The organism is Bacillus sp. 05T22, from assembly GCF_056396765.1.
The window spans coordinates 1-22766 of the sequence record NZ_JBFTMC010000054.1 but is presented as its reverse complement, the minus strand read 5'-3'; the positions used below and the strand labels follow the sequence as shown (position 1 = coordinate 22766).

The 22766-nt window shown below is 35.8% G+C and carries 15 protein-coding genes and 12 pseudogenes; 21 read left to right on the top strand and 6 right to left on the bottom strand.

Annotated features, from left to right (window positions below):
- From AC1DIT_RS16535 to AC1DIT_RS16520, 4 pseudogenes are all read left to right on the top strand, one after another.
- Nucleotides 1-606 (top strand): annotated as a pseudogene (locus AC1DIT_RS16535) (transposase); the annotation flags it as partial.
- Between the two features lie 157 nt (nt 607-763).
- A pseudogene (locus AC1DIT_RS16530) lies at nt 764-1081 on the top strand (transposase); the annotation flags it as partial.
- 522 nt (nt 1082-1603) lie between these two features.
- Nucleotides 1604-1723, top strand: a pseudogene (locus AC1DIT_RS16525) (group II intron maturase-specific domain-containing protein); the annotation flags it as partial.
- A 144-nt stretch (nt 1724-1867) separates the two neighbouring features.
- Nucleotides 1868-2254, top strand: a pseudogene (locus AC1DIT_RS16520) (IS4 family transposase); the annotation flags it as partial.
- Between the two features lie 280 nt (nt 2255-2534).
- On the opposite strand, the gene AC1DIT_RS16515 reads toward AC1DIT_RS16520, so the two are convergent.
- Both AC1DIT_RS16515 and AC1DIT_RS16510 read right to left on the bottom strand, forming a co-directional pair.
- Nucleotides 2535-2975 carry a DUF2269 family protein gene (locus tag AC1DIT_RS16515; RefSeq protein WP_016115602.1) on the bottom strand — a complete coding sequence of 147 codons (441 nt, stop codon included), beginning with the start codon at nt 2973-2975 and terminating at the stop codon, nt 2535-2537.
- An 18-nt stretch (nt 2976-2993) separates the two neighbouring features.
- Nucleotides 2994-3344 (bottom strand): ASCH domain-containing protein, encoded by a 351-nt coding sequence (locus tag AC1DIT_RS16510; protein ID WP_016115601.1) that lies wholly within the window; start codon nt 3342-3344, stop codon nt 2994-2996.
- Nucleotides 3345-3518: 174 nt separating this feature from the next.
- Here AC1DIT_RS16510 and AC1DIT_RS16505 point away from each other — a divergent pair.
- From AC1DIT_RS16505 to AC1DIT_RS16455, 11 genes and pseudogenes are all read left to right on the top strand, one after another.
- Nucleotides 3519-3830 (top strand): annotated as a pseudogene (locus tag AC1DIT_RS16505) (IS6 family transposase); the annotation flags it as partial.
- A gap of 61 nt (nt 3831-3891) precedes the next feature.
- Nucleotides 3892-4227, top strand: coding sequence for an alpha/beta hydrolase fold domain-containing protein (locus AC1DIT_RS16500; RefSeq protein ID WP_229161775.1), 336 nt, complete (start codon nt 3892-3894; stop codon nt 4225-4227).
- Nucleotides 4221-5468, top strand: a complete 1248-nt coding sequence (locus AC1DIT_RS16495; RefSeq protein WP_016133103.1) for an ATP-grasp domain-containing protein — start codon at nt 4221-4223, stop codon at nt 5466-5468. Before AC1DIT_RS16500 ends, AC1DIT_RS16495 begins: the two co-directional genes overlap by 7 nt.
- 263 nt (nt 5469-5731) lie before the next feature.
- Nucleotides 5732-6382 (top strand): bifunctional transcriptional activator/DNA repair enzyme AdaA, encoded by a 651-nt coding sequence (locus tag AC1DIT_RS16490; protein WP_016115599.1) that lies wholly within the window; start codon nt 5732-5734, stop codon nt 6380-6382.
- Nucleotides 6372-6920, top strand: coding sequence for a methylated-DNA--[protein]-cysteine S-methyltransferase (locus tag AC1DIT_RS16485; protein WP_016115598.1), 549 nt, complete (start codon nt 6372-6374; stop codon nt 6918-6920). The genes AC1DIT_RS16490 and AC1DIT_RS16485 overlap by 11 nt, the downstream gene beginning before the upstream one ends.
- Nucleotides 6913-7612 (top strand): annotated as a pseudogene (locus tag AC1DIT_RS16480) (2OG-Fe(II) oxygenase). Before AC1DIT_RS16485 ends, AC1DIT_RS16480 begins: the two are co-directional and overlap by 8 nt.
- A gap of 99 nt (nt 7613-7711) precedes the next feature.
- Nucleotides 7712-8530 (top strand): annotated as a pseudogene (locus AC1DIT_RS16475) (SPL family radical SAM protein).
- A 166-nt stretch (nt 8531-8696) separates the two neighbouring features.
- On the top strand, nt 8697-9941 hold the full coding sequence (locus AC1DIT_RS16470; RefSeq protein WP_016115595.1) for an MFS transporter: 1245 nt from the start codon (nt 8697-8699) through the stop codon (nt 9939-9941).
- Nucleotides 9942-9955: 14 nt separating this feature from the next.
- Nucleotides 9956-11215 carry an ATP-grasp domain-containing protein gene (locus tag AC1DIT_RS16465; protein ID WP_016115594.1) on the top strand — a complete coding sequence of 420 codons (1260 nt, stop codon included), beginning with the start codon at nt 9956-9958 and terminating at the stop codon, nt 11213-11215.
- A 107-nt stretch (nt 11216-11322) separates the two neighbouring features.
- Nucleotides 11323-11583 (top strand): annotated as a pseudogene (locus AC1DIT_RS16460) (Tn3 family transposase); the annotation flags it as partial.
- A 230-nt stretch (nt 11584-11813) separates the two neighbouring features.
- Nucleotides 11814-12263 carry an AraC family transcriptional regulator gene (locus tag AC1DIT_RS16455; protein ID WP_016115592.1) on the top strand — a complete coding sequence of 150 codons (450 nt, stop codon included), beginning with the start codon at nt 11814-11816 and terminating at the stop codon, nt 12261-12263.
- 529 nt (nt 12264-12792) lie between these two features.
- Here the strand turns inward: AC1DIT_RS16455 and AC1DIT_RS16450 are convergent.
- From AC1DIT_RS16450 to AC1DIT_RS16440, 3 genes are all read right to left on the bottom strand, one after another.
- On the bottom strand, nt 12793-13290 hold the full coding sequence (locus AC1DIT_RS16450; RefSeq protein WP_016115591.1) for an HXXEE domain-containing protein: 498 nt from the start codon (nt 13288-13290) through the stop codon (nt 12793-12795).
- A gap of 930 nt (nt 13291-14220) precedes the next feature.
- Nucleotides 14221-14445, bottom strand: coding sequence for a hypothetical protein (locus tag AC1DIT_RS16445; protein WP_016115590.1), 225 nt, complete (start codon nt 14443-14445; stop codon nt 14221-14223).
- Nucleotides 14446-14748: 303 nt separating this feature from the next.
- Complete coding sequence (locus AC1DIT_RS16440; RefSeq protein ID WP_016115589.1) at nt 14749-15000, bottom strand: hypothetical protein; 252 nt, start codon at nt 14998-15000, stop codon at nt 14749-14751.
- Nucleotides 15001-15163: 163 nt separating this feature from the next.
- Here AC1DIT_RS16440 and AC1DIT_RS16435 point away from each other — a divergent pair.
- The 3 genes and pseudogenes from AC1DIT_RS16435 to AC1DIT_RS16425 form a co-directional block, all read left to right on the top strand.
- Nucleotides 15164-15502: pseudogene (locus AC1DIT_RS16435) on the top strand (IS6 family transposase); the annotation flags it as partial.
- A 524-nt stretch (nt 15503-16026) separates the two neighbouring features.
- Nucleotides 16027-16305 (top strand): annotated as a pseudogene (locus AC1DIT_RS16430) (AbrB/MazE/SpoVT family DNA-binding domain-containing protein).
- Between the two features lie 313 nt (nt 16306-16618).
- Nucleotides 16619-16966 (top strand): hypothetical protein, encoded by a 348-nt coding sequence (locus AC1DIT_RS16425; protein WP_016115586.1) that lies wholly within the window; start codon nt 16619-16621, stop codon nt 16964-16966.
- Between the two features lie 467 nt (nt 16967-17433).
- On the opposite strand, the gene AC1DIT_RS16420 is transcribed toward AC1DIT_RS16425, so the two are convergent.
- On the bottom strand, nt 17434-19749 hold the full coding sequence (locus AC1DIT_RS16420; protein ID WP_476998297.1) for a M20/M25/M40 family metallo-hydrolase: 2316 nt from the start codon (nt 19747-19749) through the stop codon (nt 17434-17436).
- Nucleotides 19750-20518: 769 nt separating this feature from the next.
- Here AC1DIT_RS16420 and AC1DIT_RS16415 point away from each other — a divergent pair.
- From AC1DIT_RS16415 to AC1DIT_RS16405, 3 genes and pseudogenes are all read left to right on the top strand, one after another.
- Nucleotides 20519-20662 (top strand): annotated as a pseudogene (locus tag AC1DIT_RS16415) (ATP-binding protein); the annotation flags it as partial.
- 45 nt (nt 20663-20707) lie between these two features.
- Nucleotides 20708-22390, top strand: coding sequence for a tetratricopeptide repeat protein (locus AC1DIT_RS16410; protein ID WP_033671334.1), 1683 nt, complete (start codon nt 20708-20710; stop codon nt 22388-22390).
- Nucleotides 22391-22487: 97 nt separating this feature from the next.
- Nucleotides 22488-22766, top strand: a pseudogene (locus tag AC1DIT_RS16405) (IS6 family transposase); the annotation flags it as partial.

Genomic DNA, 22766 nt, shown 5'->3' with positions numbered 1-22766 from the left:
ACCAATAAAAAAATATCAACTATTATGGCAGAGAAAAAGGCAATTCAAATACTTGAAATAGCGAAAAATTCCTATCCAGCCGTTTCTCAAAATGATGTCCTGTGTGACCAACTCAAAGTATACGCAAGACGTTATCAAGAACTTCTTCATCAAAAGGAACGTTGCATTAACAATATGGTACATCTAGCCGAACAACGTGCAGAATATAGTATCATTTTGAGCCTTCCTGGAATTGGGCCAAATACGGCTGTACGCTTAATGGCTGAAATAGGAGATATTAYTCGTTTTGCGAATAACAAGCAATTGAATGCGTATGCCGGTATTGATATACGTCGCTTTCAATCAGGTAAAACTTTTTATAAAGATAAAATTAATAAACGTGGAAATAAACATTTACGAAAACTACTTTTCCTGATTATCCAAAACATGATTAAACAACGACGTTACGGGCGAAATCACATTATAGAGTACTACGATAAATTAAAAACGCAACCWTATAACAARTGTCATAAAGTYGCGTCYATYGCRTGTGTAAATAAGTTAYTGAAGCTYCTCTTYYAYCTTATTACACAYRATAYACACTATGATTATCGGTTAACGGCCTAACATCATAGTTTCATTCATCATATCATATCTCCCCCTAGTAAAAAAACGAATCCATATTAGGGGTATTTAGTATGCGTTATACGTGGATACATGTGTGATATGGATTTTTGATACTCAATCCATCAAAAATCTATAAATACAGGTTGACTAATCGTAAGAAAAGCACTCTGAGTATATCCAACTAGATATGGAGCAATTCATTGACCAATTACAGTCAGGGGAAACATATGAAATTCCTGAGATTTATATTGCAATGTATCAAAAACTTCCTGCAAGACTTATCCTGTATAAATTAACTGAAACACAAATGAAACGTAGGCAAAAGGATTTAGCATCTAAAGAACATAAGAAGCAAATTACCTATACAGAACGCAGTAAGCGGCTTAGCGCAATTAACTTTTATATTACGAATATCCCTTCGGAATACCTACCAAAGGAACAAGTATACGATTTTTACTCCTTACGATGGCAAATTGGCGTGTCCAGATAAGGACACATTATCTAGTTGGTGAAAGTCCAATCGGGAGAATAGACTCCACTCCCGTAGCCTGAGAGGCACCATGAAGTGAAAGCGACATGGCGAAGCCCTCTGACATCACATGCAAAAGGCATGTGGGCAAATCTCCAGGTTGTAACGTACAGTGAACGTAGACGTAGCCTCGTTACACGCAATTCCGGTGGCTGAGACGGTCGATAACGTGCGAAAGCAGCAAGAACTGATCGAAACGAGTCTGGAACGGCAGTTCTCACCGGCGACATGGAGAGAAAGATAATGTGGAAACTGGAGAAGCCCTCGACACCCGATGAAGAAACCTCATCGAGGAGACCGTCTCTATAACCGCGATCGGGAAGTGAGAACGGTAGGTGTCAGGGTGGCGGAGAGATCTGCGTGCAGCAAAACGCGCGGGGAGGGAAGGGTCCGAACCTGTAAATATTTCGTACGACCAAAGGAGGCAAGGGTGCCATGACAAAAACACCTATTACTTTGCAGGAACTAAGGCGACGAAAGCGTAGTATCGGATGGCAGAGATGGAGTAATGAATATCTCTATGTTGTACTGGGGCTCTACTGGGACTGGAAAGTCCATTCCCTTAAAAGCGCAGAGGGATACCGATGAAAGTGTCTGCGATTTGATAGGTCTCATAACCCTTTTGATGAAGTTTACGGGGTGAGCTGCTTGAGGGGAAAACCTCACGAGCAGTTCTTATGGGGAGGAGCTGGAAACGGGTCATAACCGATACCGCGCCAGTTCTTTACCCGACAACTTATCTTTAAAACATGGAAATCATTTTTTCGTATTCATCACTGTAATTCTGTAAAATTAGAACGACTAGAGTGTCATTTATATGGACAATTAATAAGTATTCTTCTTTGCTCCTCCACCATGTTTCAAATGCGCCAATTACTCTTCATCAAGAAGAAACGAGAATTAAGCGAATATAAAACGATTTATATTATAAAAGATTATTTTCTACTTATTTATCAATCTTTACAAAAAGACACCCAGGAATTAACAAAAATATTGTTTCGTCTGTTCAATCTCTTACAGAAAAACGGACGAAAATCCCATAGGTATGAGAAGAAAACAGTATTTGATATCTTAGGTGTCGTCTACAGCTTTTCTATGTCTCATAATCATGTAGCGTAATCGAAAAAATTGAGACCCGATAAGGTTTATTTGGTATGCAAATTTTTAAAGAACTTACACTAGATCTTTAGAAAAAAGAAAGAATCTCACGTTACATTAAACTTGTATAGGCTTAGCTTGATGGGCATGGGGTAATAGGCCCAGATCGTAAAAGGCTATTCCATCACCTCTTCAAAGCGTAACTACAATAAGGACAAGCCAGTTTTGGCTTGTCCTTGTTCCATGCCGCCCGGCGAATTCAAACGGCAATCACACAAAGCCGCTATTCGCCCTAGATCTATCACCCCTGCCACAACGCAGGCTTTGTCACCATGAACCATAACATCGCCATTAAAAGAACAATGTAAATCCAAACAGAACGCTGCAACAATTGAATCAAGGCGTCCTTGTCTTGGCCCGTTTCGCTGAATTTCCGAATGGTCGGCGAAAAGGCGCGGGCCAGGAAAAATAATGAACTCGCCATGAGAATAAGGGTCATCACTATCCAAGGGGTCTTCCAAGTCCAAGGGCCCGCCAGTACAAGCAGAACCCCGGATGCAACCAGCACATGCCCGGCATGCTTGGCCAGCCTGACCGAAAATCGGAATACATCCAGATAAGCCTGCTGTGTTCGGGCCTCTGAAGCCCGCAGTTTTTTGATGAGCGGAAGCAATACAAAAAACGGGCCGATGGATAAGATTACACTGAAAATATGTACATACAGAAGCAGTCGATACAACATGTCCATCCTTATATCACATTAACCTTCGATGGGACGGAACTCATGAACCCAAACTCTCATATTTGGCAGCCACGGCATGCCAGGGTGAAGAGACAGGATAGATTGCTTATATTCCTCCACATTCGCATAGCCTTCTTGACGGGCATGCTCATCAGTCAATTCGCCAAGTGACTGCGAATAGACCTTCTCCACAACATACCGGTGACCTTGAAGCTCCATCACTTCCCCGACATCCGCATATCTCCCGTTGCGGCGAGTAGCCGTTTTCTGTCCTGCAAGCACTTTTTCAATGTCCTCCTGAATCGTGATGAGACGTTCAATCGTACATGTTTTTGGCGGTAAAGCGTTCGTTTCATTTTGGTTTGTCATCTGGGTCACTCTCCTTTTTTCATTTAAGCATAAGCCCACTTTATCATATAAAAAAATTATTCTATATAGCAAGTTTCTACTTAATAGGGATAACAAACTTTGGTTTTGGTGCAAAGAATCTCCTAAACTTGGACATACTGATAGTATTACTCTAGAAAAAGGTGTGTGATCGATATGGAAAAGGAAAATTTGTTCAAATGGAAGCATTATCAGCCGGAGCTAATCTTATTAACAGTAAGGTGGTACCTACGGTACAATTTGAGCTTCCGTAACCTGGTGGAAATGATGGAGGAACGAGGCTTATCCATAGCTCACACAACGATTATGCGATGAGTTCATCAATATGGACCTCAATTAGAAGAGAAAATACGACATCATCTTAAAACAACAAATGATTCATGGAGAGTCGATGAAGCTTATATTAAAGTGAAAGGGCAATGGATGTATTTATATCGTGCCGTTGATTCAGAAGGGAATACTGTGGATTTGAAATAAAGTTTAATCGTTTATAACAAAGTTTAACCGTTTTGAAAAAAGATTAACTGTTTTGAAAAAGGATGCACCTTTACTTACAGGTGGAGAAATGGAATTCTATACGTCATGTTACGCAAACCAGGATGAACTGATTAACATATTCGTTTCACCTTTAATAAATGGAAAATTTGATAACCTACCGCCTGCCTATATCATGGGAGCTGAAGTTGACTCATTATTAATAGACAGCGTCGAATACCATAACAGACTACAAGAAAATAACATACAATCCGAGCTTGTTATTGAAAAAGGACTAACGCACGCAGCGCTAAGGGCTAGAGGAGTATCGCCTAACGTCCATGACTCATGGGTAAGGTTTTGTAAAAAAGCCTATGATTTAACATGTTAACCGTAAATAAAGATGTAATTATAGTTGTCGATCCCTATTCATCAGGAGCCTTGTACGCAGAAGCGCTAAAATCTTTTGACCTGTGTCCTATTGCATTGATGTCTACAACAGAACCATTAGAGAACTATAAATCATCTTTAAAACTACATGAATTTTTTGATGTTATTGTAAATGATGGTGACATAAGCAAGCTAGTAGATACTATTAAAAAATTAAATCCAAAGTGTATAATTGCAGGCTCTGATCCTGGTGTTGAACTGGCAGAAACCTTAGCAGGTATAATAACTCCATCATTTTCCAATGATAAGTACTTAACAGATGTAACAAGGCATAAAGGTAACATGCACAAGGCTTTAGTGTCTAACAATTTACCGACCATAAATCAGATATGTACAAATGACATCGTTGAGGTTGAGAATTGGCTAGAAACAGTCAAAAATAAAGATATCGTAATAAAGCCTCCTAAAAGCGCTGGTACAGATGGAGTAACGAGGGTTAAAAACGGAGATGACTGGAAAAAAGTCTTTAATGAGCTTCTTGGAAAAATGAATAAATTAAATATAGTAAATGAAGAATTAGTAGTACAAGAATACGTAGTAGGCGTCGAATACGTGGTTGATTTTTTTAGTTATGAAGGCAATCATGTAGTTTGCGATATATGCAGATATAAAAAGAGCGATAATGGCAGTTTAATGGCTATATATGACTATATGGAGTGGGTTTCTGCAGAAGATATAGACTATGAAAATATAGTAGAATACGCTAAACAAGTTCTAGACGCAATTGGTATAAATTTTGGACCATCACACCTTGAACTTATGTTAACTGAAGACGGACCGAGATTGATTGAGGTAGGAGCAAGGCTACATGGGGGAGGTCATCCTAATTTTTGTAAAATAGCAACGGGTGATAGTCCACTAGACAAAACAGTGCGATATCCGGCAGGTTGCTATAAAGAGGTATCAAAAGACTATACGTTAAACACAAATGTAACCATTGTGTTTTTAATATGTAAGAAATCTGGATTTGTTAAAGATATCTCGGTGTTAGACGATATTAAAAAACTACCTAGTTATCACTTTTCTTCTATAAATATACAAGAAGGGCAATATATAGAGCAAACAAAAGACTTATTTGATAGCTTCTCTATAGGGTTTGTTGCGCTGTGTCACAAAAACAAGGATCAAATTGAATCAGACTATATAAGTATAGTGAACGCTGTAGACAAAGCCTTAAATTAATCAAAACCACCCGTCATGAGCGGGTGGTTTTAATGATACAACAAATGATCCACTCCAAGTGTATATTTGTGACGAGTTGAATTCAAACCTGATACCTGGCTTCACAGATTTTTCATCTTCTCCAATCATATGAATCAGACTACGTATGATTACATAACAACTCGTCATTGTAATTTCGTTATCTTGCTGTTACATTTCAAAATGCTTACAATAACTTGCTTTCAGGGTTTCCAGGTTTATACTGAAGCTAGAGGTGATTCAAAATGACATACGATTGGAAAACGAATCCGAACCGAACTAATCAGCAACCAGACTCTGACAAGCCAATTCTATCCGTCCCTGTTTCTGATGAACAATGGCAGGCTGTTGTCAATAATAATGCTTCTTATGACGGACAATTTTTTTATGCAGTGAAAACAACAGGGATTTTTTGTCGCCCTTCTTGCAAATCAAGAGTACCCAAAAGAGAAAACATTGGCTTTTTTGAAAATGCTGATCAAGCACTAGCCGCACATTTTCGTCCTTGCAAACGGTGCAAGCCAACCGGGCAAAGATTGCCCGATGAGGAGTGGATTGCTTTCATAACTGAATATGTGGATAGCCACTGCGATGAAAAGTTGACGCTTGAAGTCCTTGCGCTTCTGAGTCATGGAACCCCTTATCACTTGCATAGAACCTTTAAAAAAATCAAAGGCATGACCCCGGTGGACTACATCCAGCATGTTCGAATAGAAAAGGCGAAAATGTTATTGACTACTTTTGATGACCCAGTTTCTGAAGTTGGTGAGTCTGTCGGACTTTCCAATACACCATATTTTATCACGCTGTTTAAGAGGAAAACGGGACAAACGCCGGAAGCTTACCGTAGACAGCAAAAACAACACTTGAAGGAGGCGTTTTCAAATGGCACCTAAAAAAAGCAGTTCTCTCTATTGGTCCTTGTTTTCTTATGAAAACTGGAAGATGTACATTGCCGCAACAAAAAATGGCTTATGTTTTGTCGGATCGCAAAATCAGCCATTCAAAGAATTGGTGAAATGGGCAAATCATTACTTGCCTGGAAACGACCTGATTCGAGATGACGAAAAATTGCAACCCTTTGCAGATGAGCTTGTTCGTTATTTTCAAGGTAAGCTCAATCGGTTCACCATTCCAATCTTTTATCACGGCACACCTTTTCAGGAAGCCGTATGGAAGGCACTATGTGATATTCCGTACGGTCAAACTCAATCCTATTCGGATATTGCTCAACAAATTCTAAAACCGACAGCGGTTCGGGCAATTGGGAGGGCCATTGGAGCAAATCCGATCCTTATTACTGTTCCATGCCATCGTGTTATCGGCAAAAATGGATCGCTGACGGGCTATGGCGGCGGAATGGAAATGAAAACGCAACTGCTGGAACTTGAACGAGGCTTCACAAACAATGGGAAGGAGTTACAACATGTCTGATCAGCATATAGCATCTTTAGCCGAACTCAACTGGGCCGAGCTACATCAAATGCTTGATAAACAGGGCTACGCCAAACTGCCGCCTCTTCTAAATGCGGACTCATGTGCGTGTCTAATCAAAGGCTATGAAGACGATTCCCTATATCGCAAGACCATCGACATGACACGATATCGTTTTGGAATCGGGGAGTACAAATATTATCATACGCCTCTTCCTGATCGGTTACAACAAATCCGTGATAACTTGTATCCAGAGCTAGCCAAAGCGGCCAATCGCTGGCTGGAACAGTTGAATAGATCACCCGAGTACCCAGAAACCCTGGAGATGTTTCTTGATCAATGTCACCAGGCGGGGCAGAATCGCCCTACTCCGCTGATTTTGAAATACGAAGCAGGGGGCTACAATTGTCTCCATCAGGATTTGTACGGGGATATCTTCTTCCCTTTTCAAGTCGTGTTTACTCTGAACCAACGGAACAAAGACTATACAGGCGGTGAATTTTTACTCATCGAACAGCGACCACGGGCACAGAGCAGAGGTCATGTCATTACGCTTAATCGAGGTGGAGGTCTCATTTTTCCAACTCAATATCGACCGGTATTGGGTACGCGTGGCTCTGCGACATGGCGTTGGTACCGTCAACTCGGGAATGCGGTATAGTCTGGGGGTTATATTTCATGATGCGAAGTGAACCCAAACTCAAATTACATCCTTATAAGTATGTAACAATTCAGAATTGCTGCTTCTTCTCCAATCCGTACGCCAGATATGATTTAGTAGGTGATTGGGTATGACAATCGAGTATTTATATAAAACGCCCAAAACACTGCTGAATAAGGGAACTGTTTTTTTGTCGGGCTATAGCCATTCGTTGAATCCCTATACGGGATGTGCGTTCGCCTGCTCGTATTGCTATGTGCGGCAAATGCCTGTCTCCGCCTTTCGTAACTCGGAATGGGGGACTTGGGTAGATATTAAAAAAGATGCTGCACTCACATTCCAAAAAGAATTGCTTAGAGCTAAGGCCAAAGGCCCGGTCACCATCTTCATGTCATCCAGTACGGACCCGTATCAACCAATCGAACATAAGGAGAAAATTACGCAGTCTTTACTGGAAATTATGGTGGACAATCCCCCGGACTTCTTGCTTGTTCAAACACGAAGTCCGCTTGTCCGCAGGGACATGAAGATGCTGCAACAGTTGGGAACCAAGGTTCGGGTAAGTATGACAGTAGAGACCGATAGGGAAGATATTCGCAAGCATTTTACCCCCTATGCTCCCCCTATTCCAGCAAGACTTAAAACACTCCAACTGCTTGCTGAATTCGGTATTCCTGCACAGGTTGCCATCGCACCCGTATTACCAAGTAGCGAGGGATTTGCTGAAATATTGCGTCCCTTGGTTAACCGAGTATGTATTGACGATTATTTTATGGGGGACGGCAGCGGTGGTAAACGAACACACAGGATGGACTTACAAGCGTTATATAGAAATCTAGAAATGGAAGAATGATATCATCCATCCGTCTATCAATTGGTTTATAAACGAATACGGCAGTATTTTTCGGAAGATGAACTTTTCATTAGCCAGAAGGGTTTCGAGCCCTAACGTTATAATAGTAAACATCAAGTTTTCATTTTGGAACTAAAATCGCTTTTATAACAGGTTTCGAATTTTTATGTGGTACAGACATTAGATGAAAGATAAGTTTCGCCTGATCTTACTTATATCGTAAACTTGGTAATTTATAAATATGAATTAGTGGGGGGTTATTATGAAAAATAGCAAACATTTTAATTTTCACAAGCTTTGGCTAGGACAGTCTATAAGTTTGTTAGGTACCCAGTTTACAATAGTAGCTTTGCCTCTTTTTGCATTAGAGGTGCTACAAACAAGTGAGGCAAATGCTGCCATGCTTCGTGGGATTATATTCATACCCTACCTAATTTTCGGATTAGTAGCCGGTGCTTTGATAGACATCCTTCATAGAAAAAATGTTTTGCTAATTTGTAGTATATGTCAAGGCGTTTTATTTTTATCAGTATTCATACTGACTGTAACAAATATAATAACGTTCCCTTTATTGGTGTTTCTCATGTTTTTAAATGGAATATTTACCACGTTTTACAACATTGCAATTCCTTCTTTCTTACCGGAAATATTAACAGATAAAGATAACTTAAAAAAAGGAAATGCACAACTAGCACTTTCAGAGTCTCTTTCTATAGTAATTGGTCCTATGCTAGCAGGAATCGTTATTACTCTAGTTGGATTAACAGGCTCTTTCACTGTTGACGCAGTAACGTATTTTGTTTGTTTTGTGTTTGTATTATTTATTTCAAAGTTTAAACCGCATACAGAGGGCTCTTTAAAAAACGTAAATATAAAATCCGTATACAAAGACATATATGAAGGTTTGATATATTTTAAAAAACACCCTGTATTGGAACCAATTGTAAGCTGTGGCGCTGTTTACGGTTTTTTTAAATACATACTAAATAGCATTTTAGTAATATTCCTTTATAAGGTAATGGGTCTATCTGAACTTGAAATAGGCTTTGTTGTAGGTTCAGCAGCGGTGGGATTTTTAATAGGCAATACGATACTCATGAAAAAAAGTCAACAAATTAATAATACAAAAATGCTTATTTATAGCGCTACTGTATCAGTTATCGGTCTGGCCTTTATACCGATAATGGGATATTTGGGAACCGTTTACGGTATAGTAGCTGCAAGTATCATACATGGTATGGGAGAAGGTGTATTTGGCCCTTACGCTGCAACCATACGACAACTTGCTTCACCAAGTCACATGCTAGGCAGAGTAAATGCTGTACAGCGTACGCTTAATTGGGGAGCTTGGGCATTGGGAAGTTTTGCTAGTGCATTTTTAGTTTCTATATCTGGGCTTCAAACTACGTTATTTATAGGGGGCTTCGGAACAACATTGTGTTTAATGGTGTTGTTAAGGCGAGGCGTATCAAAAGGAACCGACATTGAATATACGAGTTCATTTTAGAGGAGATGATTATGATGTATAAGGTATCAAAAGGAACTGACATAGAAAATACACCACACATTTTATTTATAGGGGGATGGACAAAACCTATACAAGATGCTTTAGACAGTGGGTATACTGTTTCGTATATAGGGTCTTACACTAAACACATATATTTTGATGGAACTATCTTAGAAAAGTGTTTCTATAAAAAAGAAATAGACACAACAAACATACCCTTGTCTGTATACTATGCTGAAGAATTATACAAAGAGAAACCATTTGATGTGGTTGTATCTTTCAACGAAACAGCCTTAGATACGGCTTGCATAATTGCAAAGATTTTTAATGTTAAAGGACCTTCTTACAATGCTAATATGATAACCCGCAATAAAGACATGATGCGTGAAATTCTAGCAGGCAAAGACTTTTCGATAGATTCGACAGTTTGCAATAACATTAAAGACATTGATGAATTTTTGAACAAAAAAGATAGTATTATAATAAAGCCCCCGATTGGCGCAGGTGGTAAAGGAGTGTCTAAGCTAGACACGGGAGATGACGTAGAGGTATTTATTAAAGATAATGGTATTCAACTACCTGTTTTAGTGGAAGATTACGTTGAAGGTGACGTAGTTTATACGGTCGAAACCGTTTCTTATAACAAAAAACACTCTATACTAGCTATATCAGCTGAAATATTTAAAGAAGATACGTTTATAATAAACTATACTATTATGCCGGCACCTATAGATGAATCTCAAAAAAAATTAATTATTGAGAAAGTAATGCTATTTTTGGACGACATGCAAATGGAAGACGGCATTACTCATACAGAAGTAAAGATAGACAAACAAAATAAGCCAATAATCATAGAGTCTCAAGTTAGGATAGGTGGTGGTAACATCTGGAAAATGGTAGAACTAACAACCGGCATATCTCAATTTGGATACTATTATGATGCGTTAGCTACTGAGACTATAGATGAATTTAGATGTATACCTTCAAAATGTCAAGCTATGTCTTTAAGCTTGATTCCAAAACCAGGTTGCTTAAAAGAAATCAAGTATAAAGGGTTAGCTAACATATCCGAGGTCATATTAATTGATCTATTAGTAAAAGAGGGTGACACCATACCAACTATTGTAGACAGTACTCAACGCAAAGGAAGTATATTATTTGCGGCTAATGATATAGAACATATGTATGAAGTTGCAGATAAAATATGTGACAATATAACGTTTGTTTATCAGGATTTGTCAGAATGGAAACCTTCTTTTAAAAAAAATATTTAAAAAGGAATGTGGCACATGACTGGTCTATGTCAAGAAACAGGATAATTTAAACCACGTGTGTCTATTAACCAAAAAATTGGAAGACTAGTCTCGTGAATAAGTTCATAGCTTTTCAAGATCAATTACAACGAGCCAGTGCACTTAACATAATAATTAATGCTATAAACGTATGGAATACAGTTTACATGGAAAAAGCAGTAGAAGAACTGAAGAAAAAGGGTGAATTCCAAGAAGATTTAATGCCGTATATATGGCCTTTAGGTTGGGAACATATCAATTTCTTAGGAGAATATAAGTTTGAAGAATTGTATTCAACCAATTTACAAACATTACGTCCTTTAAATATTAACGAGCCGGTTTACTCTTAGCGGGGTAAAACTCGGCTTTTTTTGTATTAAAATGTGCTTAGCGTGGTTTTTTTCCGAAATGCTGGCGGTACCCCGTTTAAAAAACAATAAAGTTGATTAAAAATCTTTATATCACTATGGGACAGGTCATTGAACAAAAAAGTCCACATAACTCAAAAATATCCTTTTAAAAAAGTTCTTGAAAAACATTTTAAATAGAATTACCTTATCTAAGAAAGGGGGACTAAAATATGAAAATAACTATTGAAGAATTACCTGAATCAAAGATTGCTTATTTTCGAAATATTGGGGAGTATGGTGAAAAGCAAAATAAAGAATTAATGGAGTCGTTTAAAAGGTGGGCACAGTTGAATGGTGTATTTGATAATTCTACAATTTTAGGTATACCACAGGATAACCCTGAGGTTACTCCTAAAAAGGAATGTCGTTATGATATTTGCGTTATTATAAATAAAGATTTTAATGTGGCAGAACCGGCTCAAGTTGGTAAATTTTCTGGTGGAAAATACGCTATTTTCTTGCTTGATCATACAAAAGAGGCGATCAATGAATTTTGGGGGAATATTTTTTCTGAAATAGAAAAAAATAATCTATCAATAAGAAAACAACCAATTGTAGAAAGATATACTTCACAAATGATTGATAATCATTTGTGTGAAATATTAGTTCCTATACAGTAACAGATTTTCTGACACTACCCCTTAGATGAGTTTGTAAATAAATGTACTTAAACTAACAGGGGGCTTTAGAGGAATAAAATTAAAGAACTTTATTATCTTTTTTATAAATAAGTTTGTGGGAATTAATACTTTTTTAAACAACTTTACATAGCCTTACCACATTCAATATGTAGTAAGGCTATTGTCGTTTATATTGAAATTAAACATCTTTATTATTACTAAACAATAGCGTTGTTAAAAACGGGGAAATTGTCTTGAAAATGGTCCTACCGTCAGGAAAATGCGCATTTTCCTGACGGTACCCGATGAAGGAGTTTTATAAAAAAACAAAAAATCCGATTTTAAACCAGATTGGAAATAAAAGTAAGTCTATGACCTGTTTTTACACGTATCTCGGCTGTACCCGAAAAGGACTTCACATCTGAAGTCCTTTTCGTTCGCTCTTGATTAATTGTTTTCACCATTAATCTACGGTAGAGACATAGCATGAGTATTATTAGTATCTAAACTTAATGATAGTGATTTATAACTATACTAAGAAATAAATTCCTTTAGCTAGTAACAAGAAAAAGACAATGAGCGGCGGCATAAGAAGCCAACTAAGTAAGAAAACTAGAAACATTTTCTTTAATGGAATGCCTTCTTTATTTTTTAATAAGTAAATAATCCAAATTGAATATGGTAGTATGAATAGAACGGACGTTATGACACCCGGCACATATTTGGAAAATATAATACTCGATACAGTATGCATAATTCCATTTGCAAATATAATCGTTAAGATTAATATCATCAATCGTTCTAGTAGTGCAGTTTTATTCATATAATAAGAAATTGTAATTATCGTTACAAAGAGCGTTAATAATACAATGGCAATAAGAAAAATATGTGGCTCGTGGAATCCTTTTCCTATTCTATTGCTTAAAAATTCGTTCATTTGGGATAGGAATAAATATTCCTCTGTATTATGCAATGTGAAAATAATGGGAAGTAACCAAAAAAGTTTGTAAACTGTTTTATATTTCATACGGTATCTTTCCTTTCATATAGTATCTTTGTTGGACATGTACTGCGAGTTCTCTGTAATTCTCTTTATTTCCAATGTTCTCTTGGCATATCGTGTATGATACGTTTACTTGAATCTCTGATAATTACAAATAGTTCACCTCATAATAATTATTAACTAATATTTTATCAGAAAAAATACCTATATTAAAAAATTAAACACCAAGAGCATTGAAATGTAACTTATAAACTCAATAATGGGATATGATATTAATGAAGGATGTTGTGTAAATTGTATTCCTACTCTTTGCATTAACATTGCAATCACATAAAACAATGATATTACGGGCGTTGTTGGGATTTTAAGATGATCCAAGTTTTCCCTATCTTTTTAGCTTTTACTTTTCCTTTTCAATCAGAAAAACAAAAAGAACTTGTAGCAATCACTACAAGTTCTTTTTGCGATAATGACAGTAAGGGTAAAACAAACTATTTTAACAGACACCATAGGGAAACTACTAGGATAATGGTTTGACAAGTTCATTATATAACAAATATTAACATTTTAAGATTTTATTTTTGAAAATTTTGTTAATTTGAAAACAAAACAGTTCATCGTGATTATATTCCTAAAAAAATCCATCTGTTTATTTCGTATAAAACACTTTAAATCAGCGTCGATATCATAATAAATTAGTAAAAATATAGATAAAGGTAAATAGAGAAGAATAGGGTATTCTTACAGAAAAACATATATTTATATTCAATAGTAATTTATACATACAAAATGAAAGTATATTTATGCCCACCTATAAACTATAAAAACAGACATTTGTTAACTATCTCTATTTTCGTTCGTTGTGTTCGTTTGTTTTGTTACCCTTTATTATCCCTTAACAATAAATAAGACGCTAAACCGATCACGGTAGCGTCTAACGAAGTAACTATAGAATTAATCATTAATAAGTATATCTGGCCCCTGCCTCAACATATATGCAAAACTAGAAATAAACACTATGCAAAATATAATAACAGAAGGCCATATATTAAAATAAAATCCTTTACCTGCAATTAATCCGTATATGTTTTGGAACAAGAAATTAGCACCTATGATAATGCCCCCTAATATCGAGCTGACCACAATGCTGATTAAATAAAATTTAAATTTCTGAAACATTTTCCCTCTACCCCCTTTCTAAAATCAACTTTATTTAGTCCGTTTTAGAAAATTATACCATTCTCATTTTTTATATCCTGAAATCTAGATACATTTAAGGATATTTTAAGAAAAGGAAGTGGAAGTACTATCTCTTCAAATGTCCATTTGGTTCAATAAAAAAAGAGCACTACAATGTGCTCGTCCAATACGATTATAAAGAATGATTCGTAATTTTAATATATGCTTGTCTCATTCAATGTTTAACTAGTTTAATGTGTAATTTCTATATAACAAAGAAAAAAACACCCGTTTTGGATGCTTTTAAATCTTTTCTATAACATAAACCATTGTCTTTTTTGATGGTGCATGATAAGAGTAACCTTGATTTTTATGAACATATATTTCATATTTACCTATCACTTGAAATCTTTCTGTTTCAGAATCACCGAACTTTGTTACAGAATCGCATAAAATAGTTAATTCTTTTCTATTACTGCATAACAAATTAGAAATTTGTTTTTCGATATATACTCCCCCTACCGCTAATTCTTTCAACATTTCTCCATATTGCATAATTTCTCCACCTTTCCCAATCTATTCATTCAACAAAAACCATAATTATCCTTTTATTCAAATGAACAAAAAGCCATCACCGAAGTGACAGCTCTAAAGAGGGTTCTGTTGCAAAGTTTTCTAAACTACGCTAAACTCTGAAAAAAACCAAGGAGAATGACAGATGAGATATTTTAAAGGGAAACAATTCAAAAAAGATATTATTTTGGTAGCCGTTGGCTACTATTGTCGTTTTTCTTTAAGTTATCGCAATGTGTCTGAAATTCTGAAGGAGCGTGGTATTTCTGTCCACCCTACAACTATCATGCGTTGGGTACATGAATATGGAAATCTTATGTATCAAATTTGAAAAAAGAAAAACAAAAAAGTACTGTTATCTTGGCGTTTGGATGAAACCTATATCAAGGTTAAAGGAAAGTGGTGTTATTTATATCGTGCCATTGACAAAGAAGGGCAAACGCTTGATGTTCTCCTTCGTAAGAAACGAAATACACAAGCAGCTTCGATAGGAGATCATGGTGGATCTCCTGTTTATACTCATGCTGATCATTGGTCTCAAAGTTACTCACATGGAAACACTGATATAAAGGTTAAATACTTTAGAGAAAAGACTTTGTTATAATTTGGAAGGCACTRAAAAAGTGTTTGCTTTGAAAAAATAACACGAATTTTATCAATATGTTGAAAAGAAAAAGGAGTCCATTACCTGTATATAGTAGGTGATGAACTCCTTTTTCTTATGAAGTGGACTTTTTCAGTGGCCTAATAATTTGCAAGGTCTTTTTTCTTTGTGAAGAGTATACTTACTTTCATATCTTCCAAATGTTCTGCAGATATCCCAGATTGTTTCAATCGTTTGTTTAGATTTTTATCTATTCTATCTCCCTAGTATACTTCCTATAAGTAGTTTAACGTATGTTAGATTTTTACAGGGATATTAAACCTTATTGTTCGCGATTTGTAATTATATAATGATAAAATTATGGAAGGGTACATAGAAAATAGAATGTAAAGGGGAGAGGTTGGATGAAATCGACAGGTGTTATAAGAAAAGTTGATGAGCTTGGTCGTATAGTAATCCCTATGGAACTCAGACAAACCTTAGGCATCGTAGAAAAGGATCCAATAGAAATATTTGTGGATGATGAAAAAATTGTATTACAAAAGTATAAACTTTCGGGAGCTTGTGTGATTACTGGTTAAGTTTCTGAAAAAAACTTCAAATTAGCTGAAGGTAAAATGCTACAGAGTCCTGAAGGTGCTGACCTGTTAATAAAGGAATTACAACAATTCCTAGTAAAATAAAAGATAAAAAGAACCCGCTACATACTAGCGGGTTCTTTTATCATCTCTTATGTGTCGGTTTGAAATAAAGTTGTACTAGTTATAAGAAAGTCGTACCGTTTATAAAAAAGATGTACTGTTATTTAGTGATAATAAAGTTGTTTAGTTTACAATAAAGTCGATTAAAAACAAATAATGTTGTTTAAAAAAATGGGATAATAATCAGAACCCACGTCATCTTTTAATGATTCTCGGTATAATAAAAGTAAGAATATTTCGATATTCGGTTAGTTAAGAAAAGGATAGGAAAATTATCAAAAGGGGAGTTGAATTTATGGCTTTAAATCACGAATTTGGCGTAATTAATGACATCAATAATCAAAAAACTTACGAGAGTTACACTCCAGATGTACATGACTGTATTTCTGTAGATGATCATATTATCGAAAATTTACTTAAACCCTTATCGACAATGAAAACGTATTTTTATTCGTTAAAACGTCCCGAATACGGTTTAGCGTATTCCGGTATTACGGTTATTCCACCTGAATCATTATCTCAATTCTTAGATGTGGTTATATCTTACAAAGATATGAGGCAATCTGTTAATCTTAACGAATTAGCTAAAAAAATTATTCAAGCAAAAGAAGAGGATAAATATATGATTCACTTTGGAATTTAATTTCTGAAATTAAACAACTTTATTATTCCTAAACATCATAGAATTGAAGAAAAACTGTGTTTTTTAAACATCTTTAATAACCATCTGTCAAAGTGATTGATAGATGGTTATTGTATTTCTAAGAACAAAATTAAACAATTTTATTATCTCTACACAACTGTTTGTAAAAAAGTTTAATCAAAAACCCTGTTTAAAATGCAGGATTTTTCTTGTTCCATAATCGGGCCAGATTGTTGAGGGAGAGTTGCCGATTTTACAGAAGGTAAATTAGTTTAAGCTTAATGGTGGTGAACCGTATCATAAGTAATTGAGTTTTATTGTTCAAGTTTTACCATTTAAATGGCATTCATTATTTAATTTCCATTCAAATACCTCCCGATGTTTTACAAGCAGTCAATCGTATTAAAAGGCCGACATATACTAGTTTGGAGAATCAAACATTGTATATGTCGGCCYTTATTTAATGGTCAGTAATGTTTAATCGTTTTCATGATGTATGAATTATCCCCATAGGTACTGTATTTTGGCGACCGTTCCCCTTTTGATTCTGGAATGCGGTAAGAACGATCGGCTATCATCCACTCTATAGAATCCTTAGCATTTACGGTTACCTTTACATGTAACTCTTCGGCTTGACCTAGAACGTAATTGAATTCAAATGGCGATTCCTTTGTGAATTCTTTTTGCTTCAACTCCACTTCTTTTCCATTGATGATCAGTTGAGATACATTCATCGTTGAAAAAGACTCCATTAACAATTCTTCAGCATTGCGATTCGTTTTCAATTGGTATTCTATTGTCCGCTTGGCACCTTCAACCTTATCAGATAATACCGTCACACTAGGTGCTTCCATGCTATATAAATCAGCCTGGGTATAACTTGCATCCCAGTTTAAAATAGGGAAAAATTCTGACGTATGGCCTTTCTTCACATTTTCATTAATATAATTCGATGTATATTCATCTAATGGCTGACGGGCTGCCCAATATGCTTTGTTTGAATCTGCATCCATAAAATAAGCAATATCGCTTGCTTGTGGATGTTCTGCTGTCGGCATGTTATTTAGGCTGATACTGTTAGTGATCATGACCAATAATCCTGTAACTAAGAAGATGGATGGTATCACCCAATTGAATTTTATTTTTAAGGTGGTGAAAATAGATACCAGCATGGCACCTAAAAGAGAAACAAGGACCATGAGCACACCAGCCATATGCATGGATATGAGTCCTTCAAAGAGATAAATAACTGGTGATAGAATAAGAAATGCCGGGATGGCAAAACCAGCTGTAACAAGATAACTCTTCCATGAATGCTCATCTAAACGAATCAAAATATTGACGCAGATTAGAGCAAATAATAGTGGCCACGCAAACACATAACTGCCTGCTTGGAGCAGAAAACTCGAGGCAGCTAAAAGGGTTAACCAAAGAAATAAGGCACCCATCATTAAGCTGCCTGTTTTGATTTTTTTATGAGCCAACCCATAAAGGATAGTCAAGAAAGCAAAGATAATAATGGAAAAACTGATGAAGTAAAGGGTACCAACCGTCTTATCGGTTCCCATTAACCATTCTTGATCCGTAAAAATAAAGGTGAGTACGGACCATAATCCTGATCCGATGGCAAAAGACCCGATGATGCCAATAATGAAAACAAGAAAACCTGCAAATGTTCCAAGAAGGGATAGTTTCTTAAGCCAATATCCATGTACGGCCGTAACGGCAAAAAGAATAACCGCCAACAGCATAATCGGAATGACAAGTTTGTCTGAGTAGGTAATCATGTTGGAACCCAAAATGTTAAAGAAAACTTGATTCCCTTCATGAGTTTGAGTGAGATCGACGTTTCCAAAATGGGTAACAAGATGTAACATATATTCGCCGTGATGCTGGAGACTTTCTAAACTTAGCTCTTGARAGTTATCGCTGGTTGTATGATAATGGCTAACCCCATCACCAAAGGCAAAATTTAATCCTTTAAGACCGGCTTCTTTAAACACGCTGAAATCAGTATCATTTGGCATTTGCTTATATAAACTATAAAGGAAGGAATGAGTGACAGGTGTGTAAGTACCTTGAACGAACTCCTTAACTAGCCAACTATTGTTATCACTTGTTTCAAACATAAAAGAGGGACCTTCGTTTCCCCGTGCCTCAAAGTTTAACACTAATCCGACATCATTTACCCAAGGATGTCCCTCTACAAATGCTTTTGCTCCAAGTAATCCATTTTCTTCTCCGTCTGTTAAGAGTATAATGACATCGTTTTGAAGAGGTGCCATTTCCTTTAAGGCCCTTACTGTTTCTAAGATGGCAGCCACTCCCGCGCCATCATCGGCTGCACCTGGTGATCCTGGTTCAGAATCATAATGTGCAACAAGCATAATCGCTTTTGTAGAGTTCGTTCCTTCTATTTTGGCAACAATGTTTTCCACTGTGCCGCCTACTATCCATCTGCCAATACTATTTAAAGAATTGGCTTTTTGGATTTCAGGATTTAATCCTAACTCTTCTAAACTGTGAACAAGATAGTCTCGAACTCTGTCATGTTCTACCGATCCAAGAGGATGTGGTTTTACAGCAAACTCTTTTAAATGGGAGAGTGCTCTCTCTGCAGAAAACTCATTTGCTGAACCAGTAGCTGGTACAACCTTTGGTGGCTGAAGTTGTAATAAACTCACAAAAATAGTTCCAATAAGAATAGCCACAACAGCAATGAAAATAAGTGCATTTTTTTTCGTGTCTTCACGAGCTTGTAGCTTCGTTTGGGTAGATGGCACTGGTTCCAATTAAATTTCCTCCTTAAAGTTGAGAAAATTTTTTTCTAGCGAAGTATAAAGTGTAAACAATCAACCAGGGACGATTTTAGATAAAGCAAGTAAATTCAAGTTTTGGCAGCTTCCTTTTTTCATGACTGCCGTATTTCCGTTATTATTCTTGGTAGTATAAGATTGAATTTTGTTCTTTTGGAATAAGCGTGGTGGTTTGTTCTGTTCTTTGCCTTGCTCTTGGTTTGTTGATACCTGCGTTATATAGTCTCTATATTTATAATGGGATGATGAAATAAAATATACCTAGTTAAGTATCTTATTTAAGCAATCGGGGGCAATTCTCTAATATGAATTGTGCCTTTCCTTTTGGTATAGGGCGCTTTAATGGAGGAAAGATCACAAAAATGATCATACTTTTTTATGAAAGATAAATAGTCAATCTCAAAAATGGATTCTTTTTCTTTATCGTAAAATATGGGTTTGTGAGGTATTTTTAATCAAACTTTATTTCAAAGCTACATTTATCTCTTCAAGCAAAGAATTTTAAATGTGTTTTGATCAATTTTTTTCAAAAATGGTTTTATTTATCTGCTGTAATTTAATTTGTTTTGGAAACCGGATGTAGAAAATGGAAGTCTAATAAAAAAGCTTTAAGATGATTACATTAATTCAAACAATAAGTGATTTTGTCGACAAAATACGACGAATTGGTAAAGCCTTATTTGTTATATTAATTTTGTATAATCGGATAAATATGGAATTATGAAAGCTGAATTTACTAGAAGGAATAATAAATGAGGATTTGTTAGAAGCGATGAAGAAACGTTAGCTAACTACTTTAGGGTGGCTTTCAACAGTGAAAAATTATACAACATTTAGCAATGTAAATAAGGATTTTTATAAGGTGCTCGATTTTATGTAAAGGAATAGATTGAAATAGAAAATTAGGGTAGGGATGAGTCTAGTGATGGAAGATAATCTTAGAAAAATTCAACATTTGCTTAAGGTTGGCAATGCTGACCAGGCAATGAAAGAAGCGGAAATGCTAATAAAGGGAGCAGCAGAGGATGCTTCCGCGTATCTTTGTTTAAGTTATGTTTATTTTTATGGATTTAACGATAATGATAATGCGAGTAAGTATATAGAAAAGGCACTTAAATTGGAGTATTTAAATGAACAAGTGCTCTCGGTAGGATTAGATATTTTCTGTGCTCAAAACAAATATAAAAGAGTAAGGGAACTCGCAGAGATTGGACTAAAAAACTATCCTGAAAATGGAAAGTTTAATTTCTACATGGGTGAAGCTGTTAGATGTTTTGAACCCATTAAGAATTCACTGGTGTATTTCGAGAAAGCGATAGCGCTGGAACCTGAAAATGAAATTTATGTAGGAAAGTATGCGTATATTCTTTTTACTTCTTTCCCTAAAAGGCAAGAGGAGGCATTAAAGGCAGAACAGCGCGCTTTGAATTTAAATCCGGAAAATACAATCAACCTTGTTTTGTTCGCAACTGCAGCAACGTACCAAGGGAATTTTAAAAAAGCAAGGATGTTAGCGGAAGTAGCGATGCGGCTAGATCCATATAATAAGGACGCATATTTGATTTATAAGAAGACGATTGGGACAAAAAATGGGTTTTGTGATTTTTCCGTAAGGTTTGCACATGTTTTAGGGCTACCTATCTCAAAATTCTGTTCGTTATTTACGTTTGTATATTTCAAGAATAAAAACTTATATTATTCTTTATACTTTTTGAGTTCATTTGTTTTTGGGATGCTGCCTATATATTTAATAGGTTGGTATGCAAGTAGCATTTATATTATACTTTTTGGAATGTATTTCATTTCTTCTAAAATTCAAGAGAAGATTTACAAAGAAGTTGGTTTAGGAACACCGTTCGATGCGAAAGATAATCTACGTAGTAATCAAAATACAAAAGAACAAGAAATTTCTAAAATGGAGCGTAAGGTTGATAAAGTAAAACCTACGACAGGCTCAACAAATAAGTTATCACCAGAAGAGCATATGGAAATCCAATCGTATTCAAATATTGAATATCCACGATATAACACGTGGTATATTTGTTTGTTAATTATATTGTCTCTTTTACTCATTTTGCGTGTCGGGAAATTCTATAACCCTTATCATAAAGAACATAAAAATAATGTGCCGAATATTAGCGAAGAACAGCTGAAGAGTTATAAGCCTTATCAGGATGAAAATGCGGTGCCGAATATTCATGAAGAAAAACGGAGTAGTTTAATTATATCTAAGGATAAAATACAGAAACAAGAGGAGCTAGATCTAATTTATATGATTTCGTCAGCACTAGGTTCATTAGAAACAAGTGACTTTAGTGAGAACTCGCTTCGTCAATTTATAACGGATAGTTATGTGCCTATTGTTATGGAAAAGGCGGGACAACAAAGTATACAGAAATTAAGAAGTGAATATCTTGCAAGAATATATAAAGAAGGAACAAAGGTATACGTATTAACGAAAAGTGATGATAGTACTTCAATCATAGAAATGTCAGAGGAAAAAATTAATCATATTTACGGTGAGAATTGGAATAAAAGTGAGCACGAAATAAATACATATCATGAATTACTTGATAAGTTTAAAATGGAAGGTGTACAGAAAGAGTGAAATTTGACTTGACATGTTAATACGGGTTTTGGTGCAAAGAATCTCCTAAACTTGGACATACTGATAGTATTACTCTAGAAAAAGGTGTGTGATCGATATGGAAAAGGAAAATTTGTTCAAATGGAAGCATTATCAGCCTGAACTCATCTTATTAACAGTAAGGTGGTACCTACGGTACAATTTGAGCTTCCGTAACCTGGTGGAAATGATGGAGGAACGAGGCTTATCCATAGCTCACACAACGATTATGCGATAGGTTCATCAATATGGACCTCAATTAGAAGAGAAAGTACGACATCATCTTAAAACAACAAATGATTCATGGAGAGTCGATGAAACTTATATTAAAGTGAAAGGGCAATGGATGTATTTATAT

Excerpts from the sequence above, each read along its gene's own strand:
- AC1DIT_RS16515 (WP_016115602.1), bottom strand. The coding sequence starts at position 2,975 with ATGTTGTATCGACTGCTTCTGTATGTACATATTTTCAGTGTAATCTTA.
- AC1DIT_RS16510 (WP_016115601.1), bottom strand. The coding sequence starts at position 3,344 with ATGACAAACCAAAATGAAACGAACGCTTTACCGCCAAAAACATGTACG.
- AC1DIT_RS16495 (WP_016133103.1), top strand. The coding sequence starts at position 4,221 with ATGTTAACCGTAAATAAAGATGTAATTATAGTTGTCGATCCCTATTCA.
- AC1DIT_RS16490 (WP_016115599.1), top strand. The coding sequence starts at position 5,732 with ATGACATACGATTGGAAAACGAATCCGAACCGAACTAATCAGCAACCA.
- AC1DIT_RS16485 (WP_016115598.1), top strand. The coding sequence starts at position 6,372 with ATGGCACCTAAAAAAAGCAGTTCTCTCTATTGGTCCTTGTTTTCTTAT.
- AC1DIT_RS16470 (WP_016115595.1), top strand. The coding sequence starts at position 8,697 with ATGAAAAATAGCAAACATTTTAATTTTCACAAGCTTTGGCTAGGACAG.
- AC1DIT_RS16465 (WP_016115594.1), top strand. The coding sequence starts at position 9,956 with ATGTATAAGGTATCAAAAGGAACTGACATAGAAAATACACCACACATT.
- AC1DIT_RS16455 (WP_016115592.1), top strand. The coding sequence starts at position 11,814 with ATGAAAATAACTATTGAAGAATTACCTGAATCAAAGATTGCTTATTTT.
- AC1DIT_RS16450 (WP_016115591.1), bottom strand. The coding sequence starts at position 13,290 with ATGAAATATAAAACAGTTTACAAACTTTTTTGGTTACTTCCCATTATT.
- AC1DIT_RS16445 (WP_016115590.1), bottom strand. The coding sequence starts at position 14,445 with ATGTTTCAGAAATTTAAATTTTATTTAATCAGCATTGTGGTCAGCTCG.
- AC1DIT_RS16440 (WP_016115589.1), bottom strand. The coding sequence starts at position 15,000 with ATGCAATATGGAGAAATGTTGAAAGAATTAGCGGTAGGGGGAGTATAT.
- AC1DIT_RS16425 (WP_016115586.1), top strand. The coding sequence starts at position 16,619 with ATGGCTTTAAATCACGAATTTGGCGTAATTAATGACATCAATAATCAA.
- AC1DIT_RS16410 (WP_033671334.1), top strand. The coding sequence starts at position 20,708 with ATGGAAGATAATCTTAGAAAAATTCAACATTTGCTTAAGGTTGGCAAT.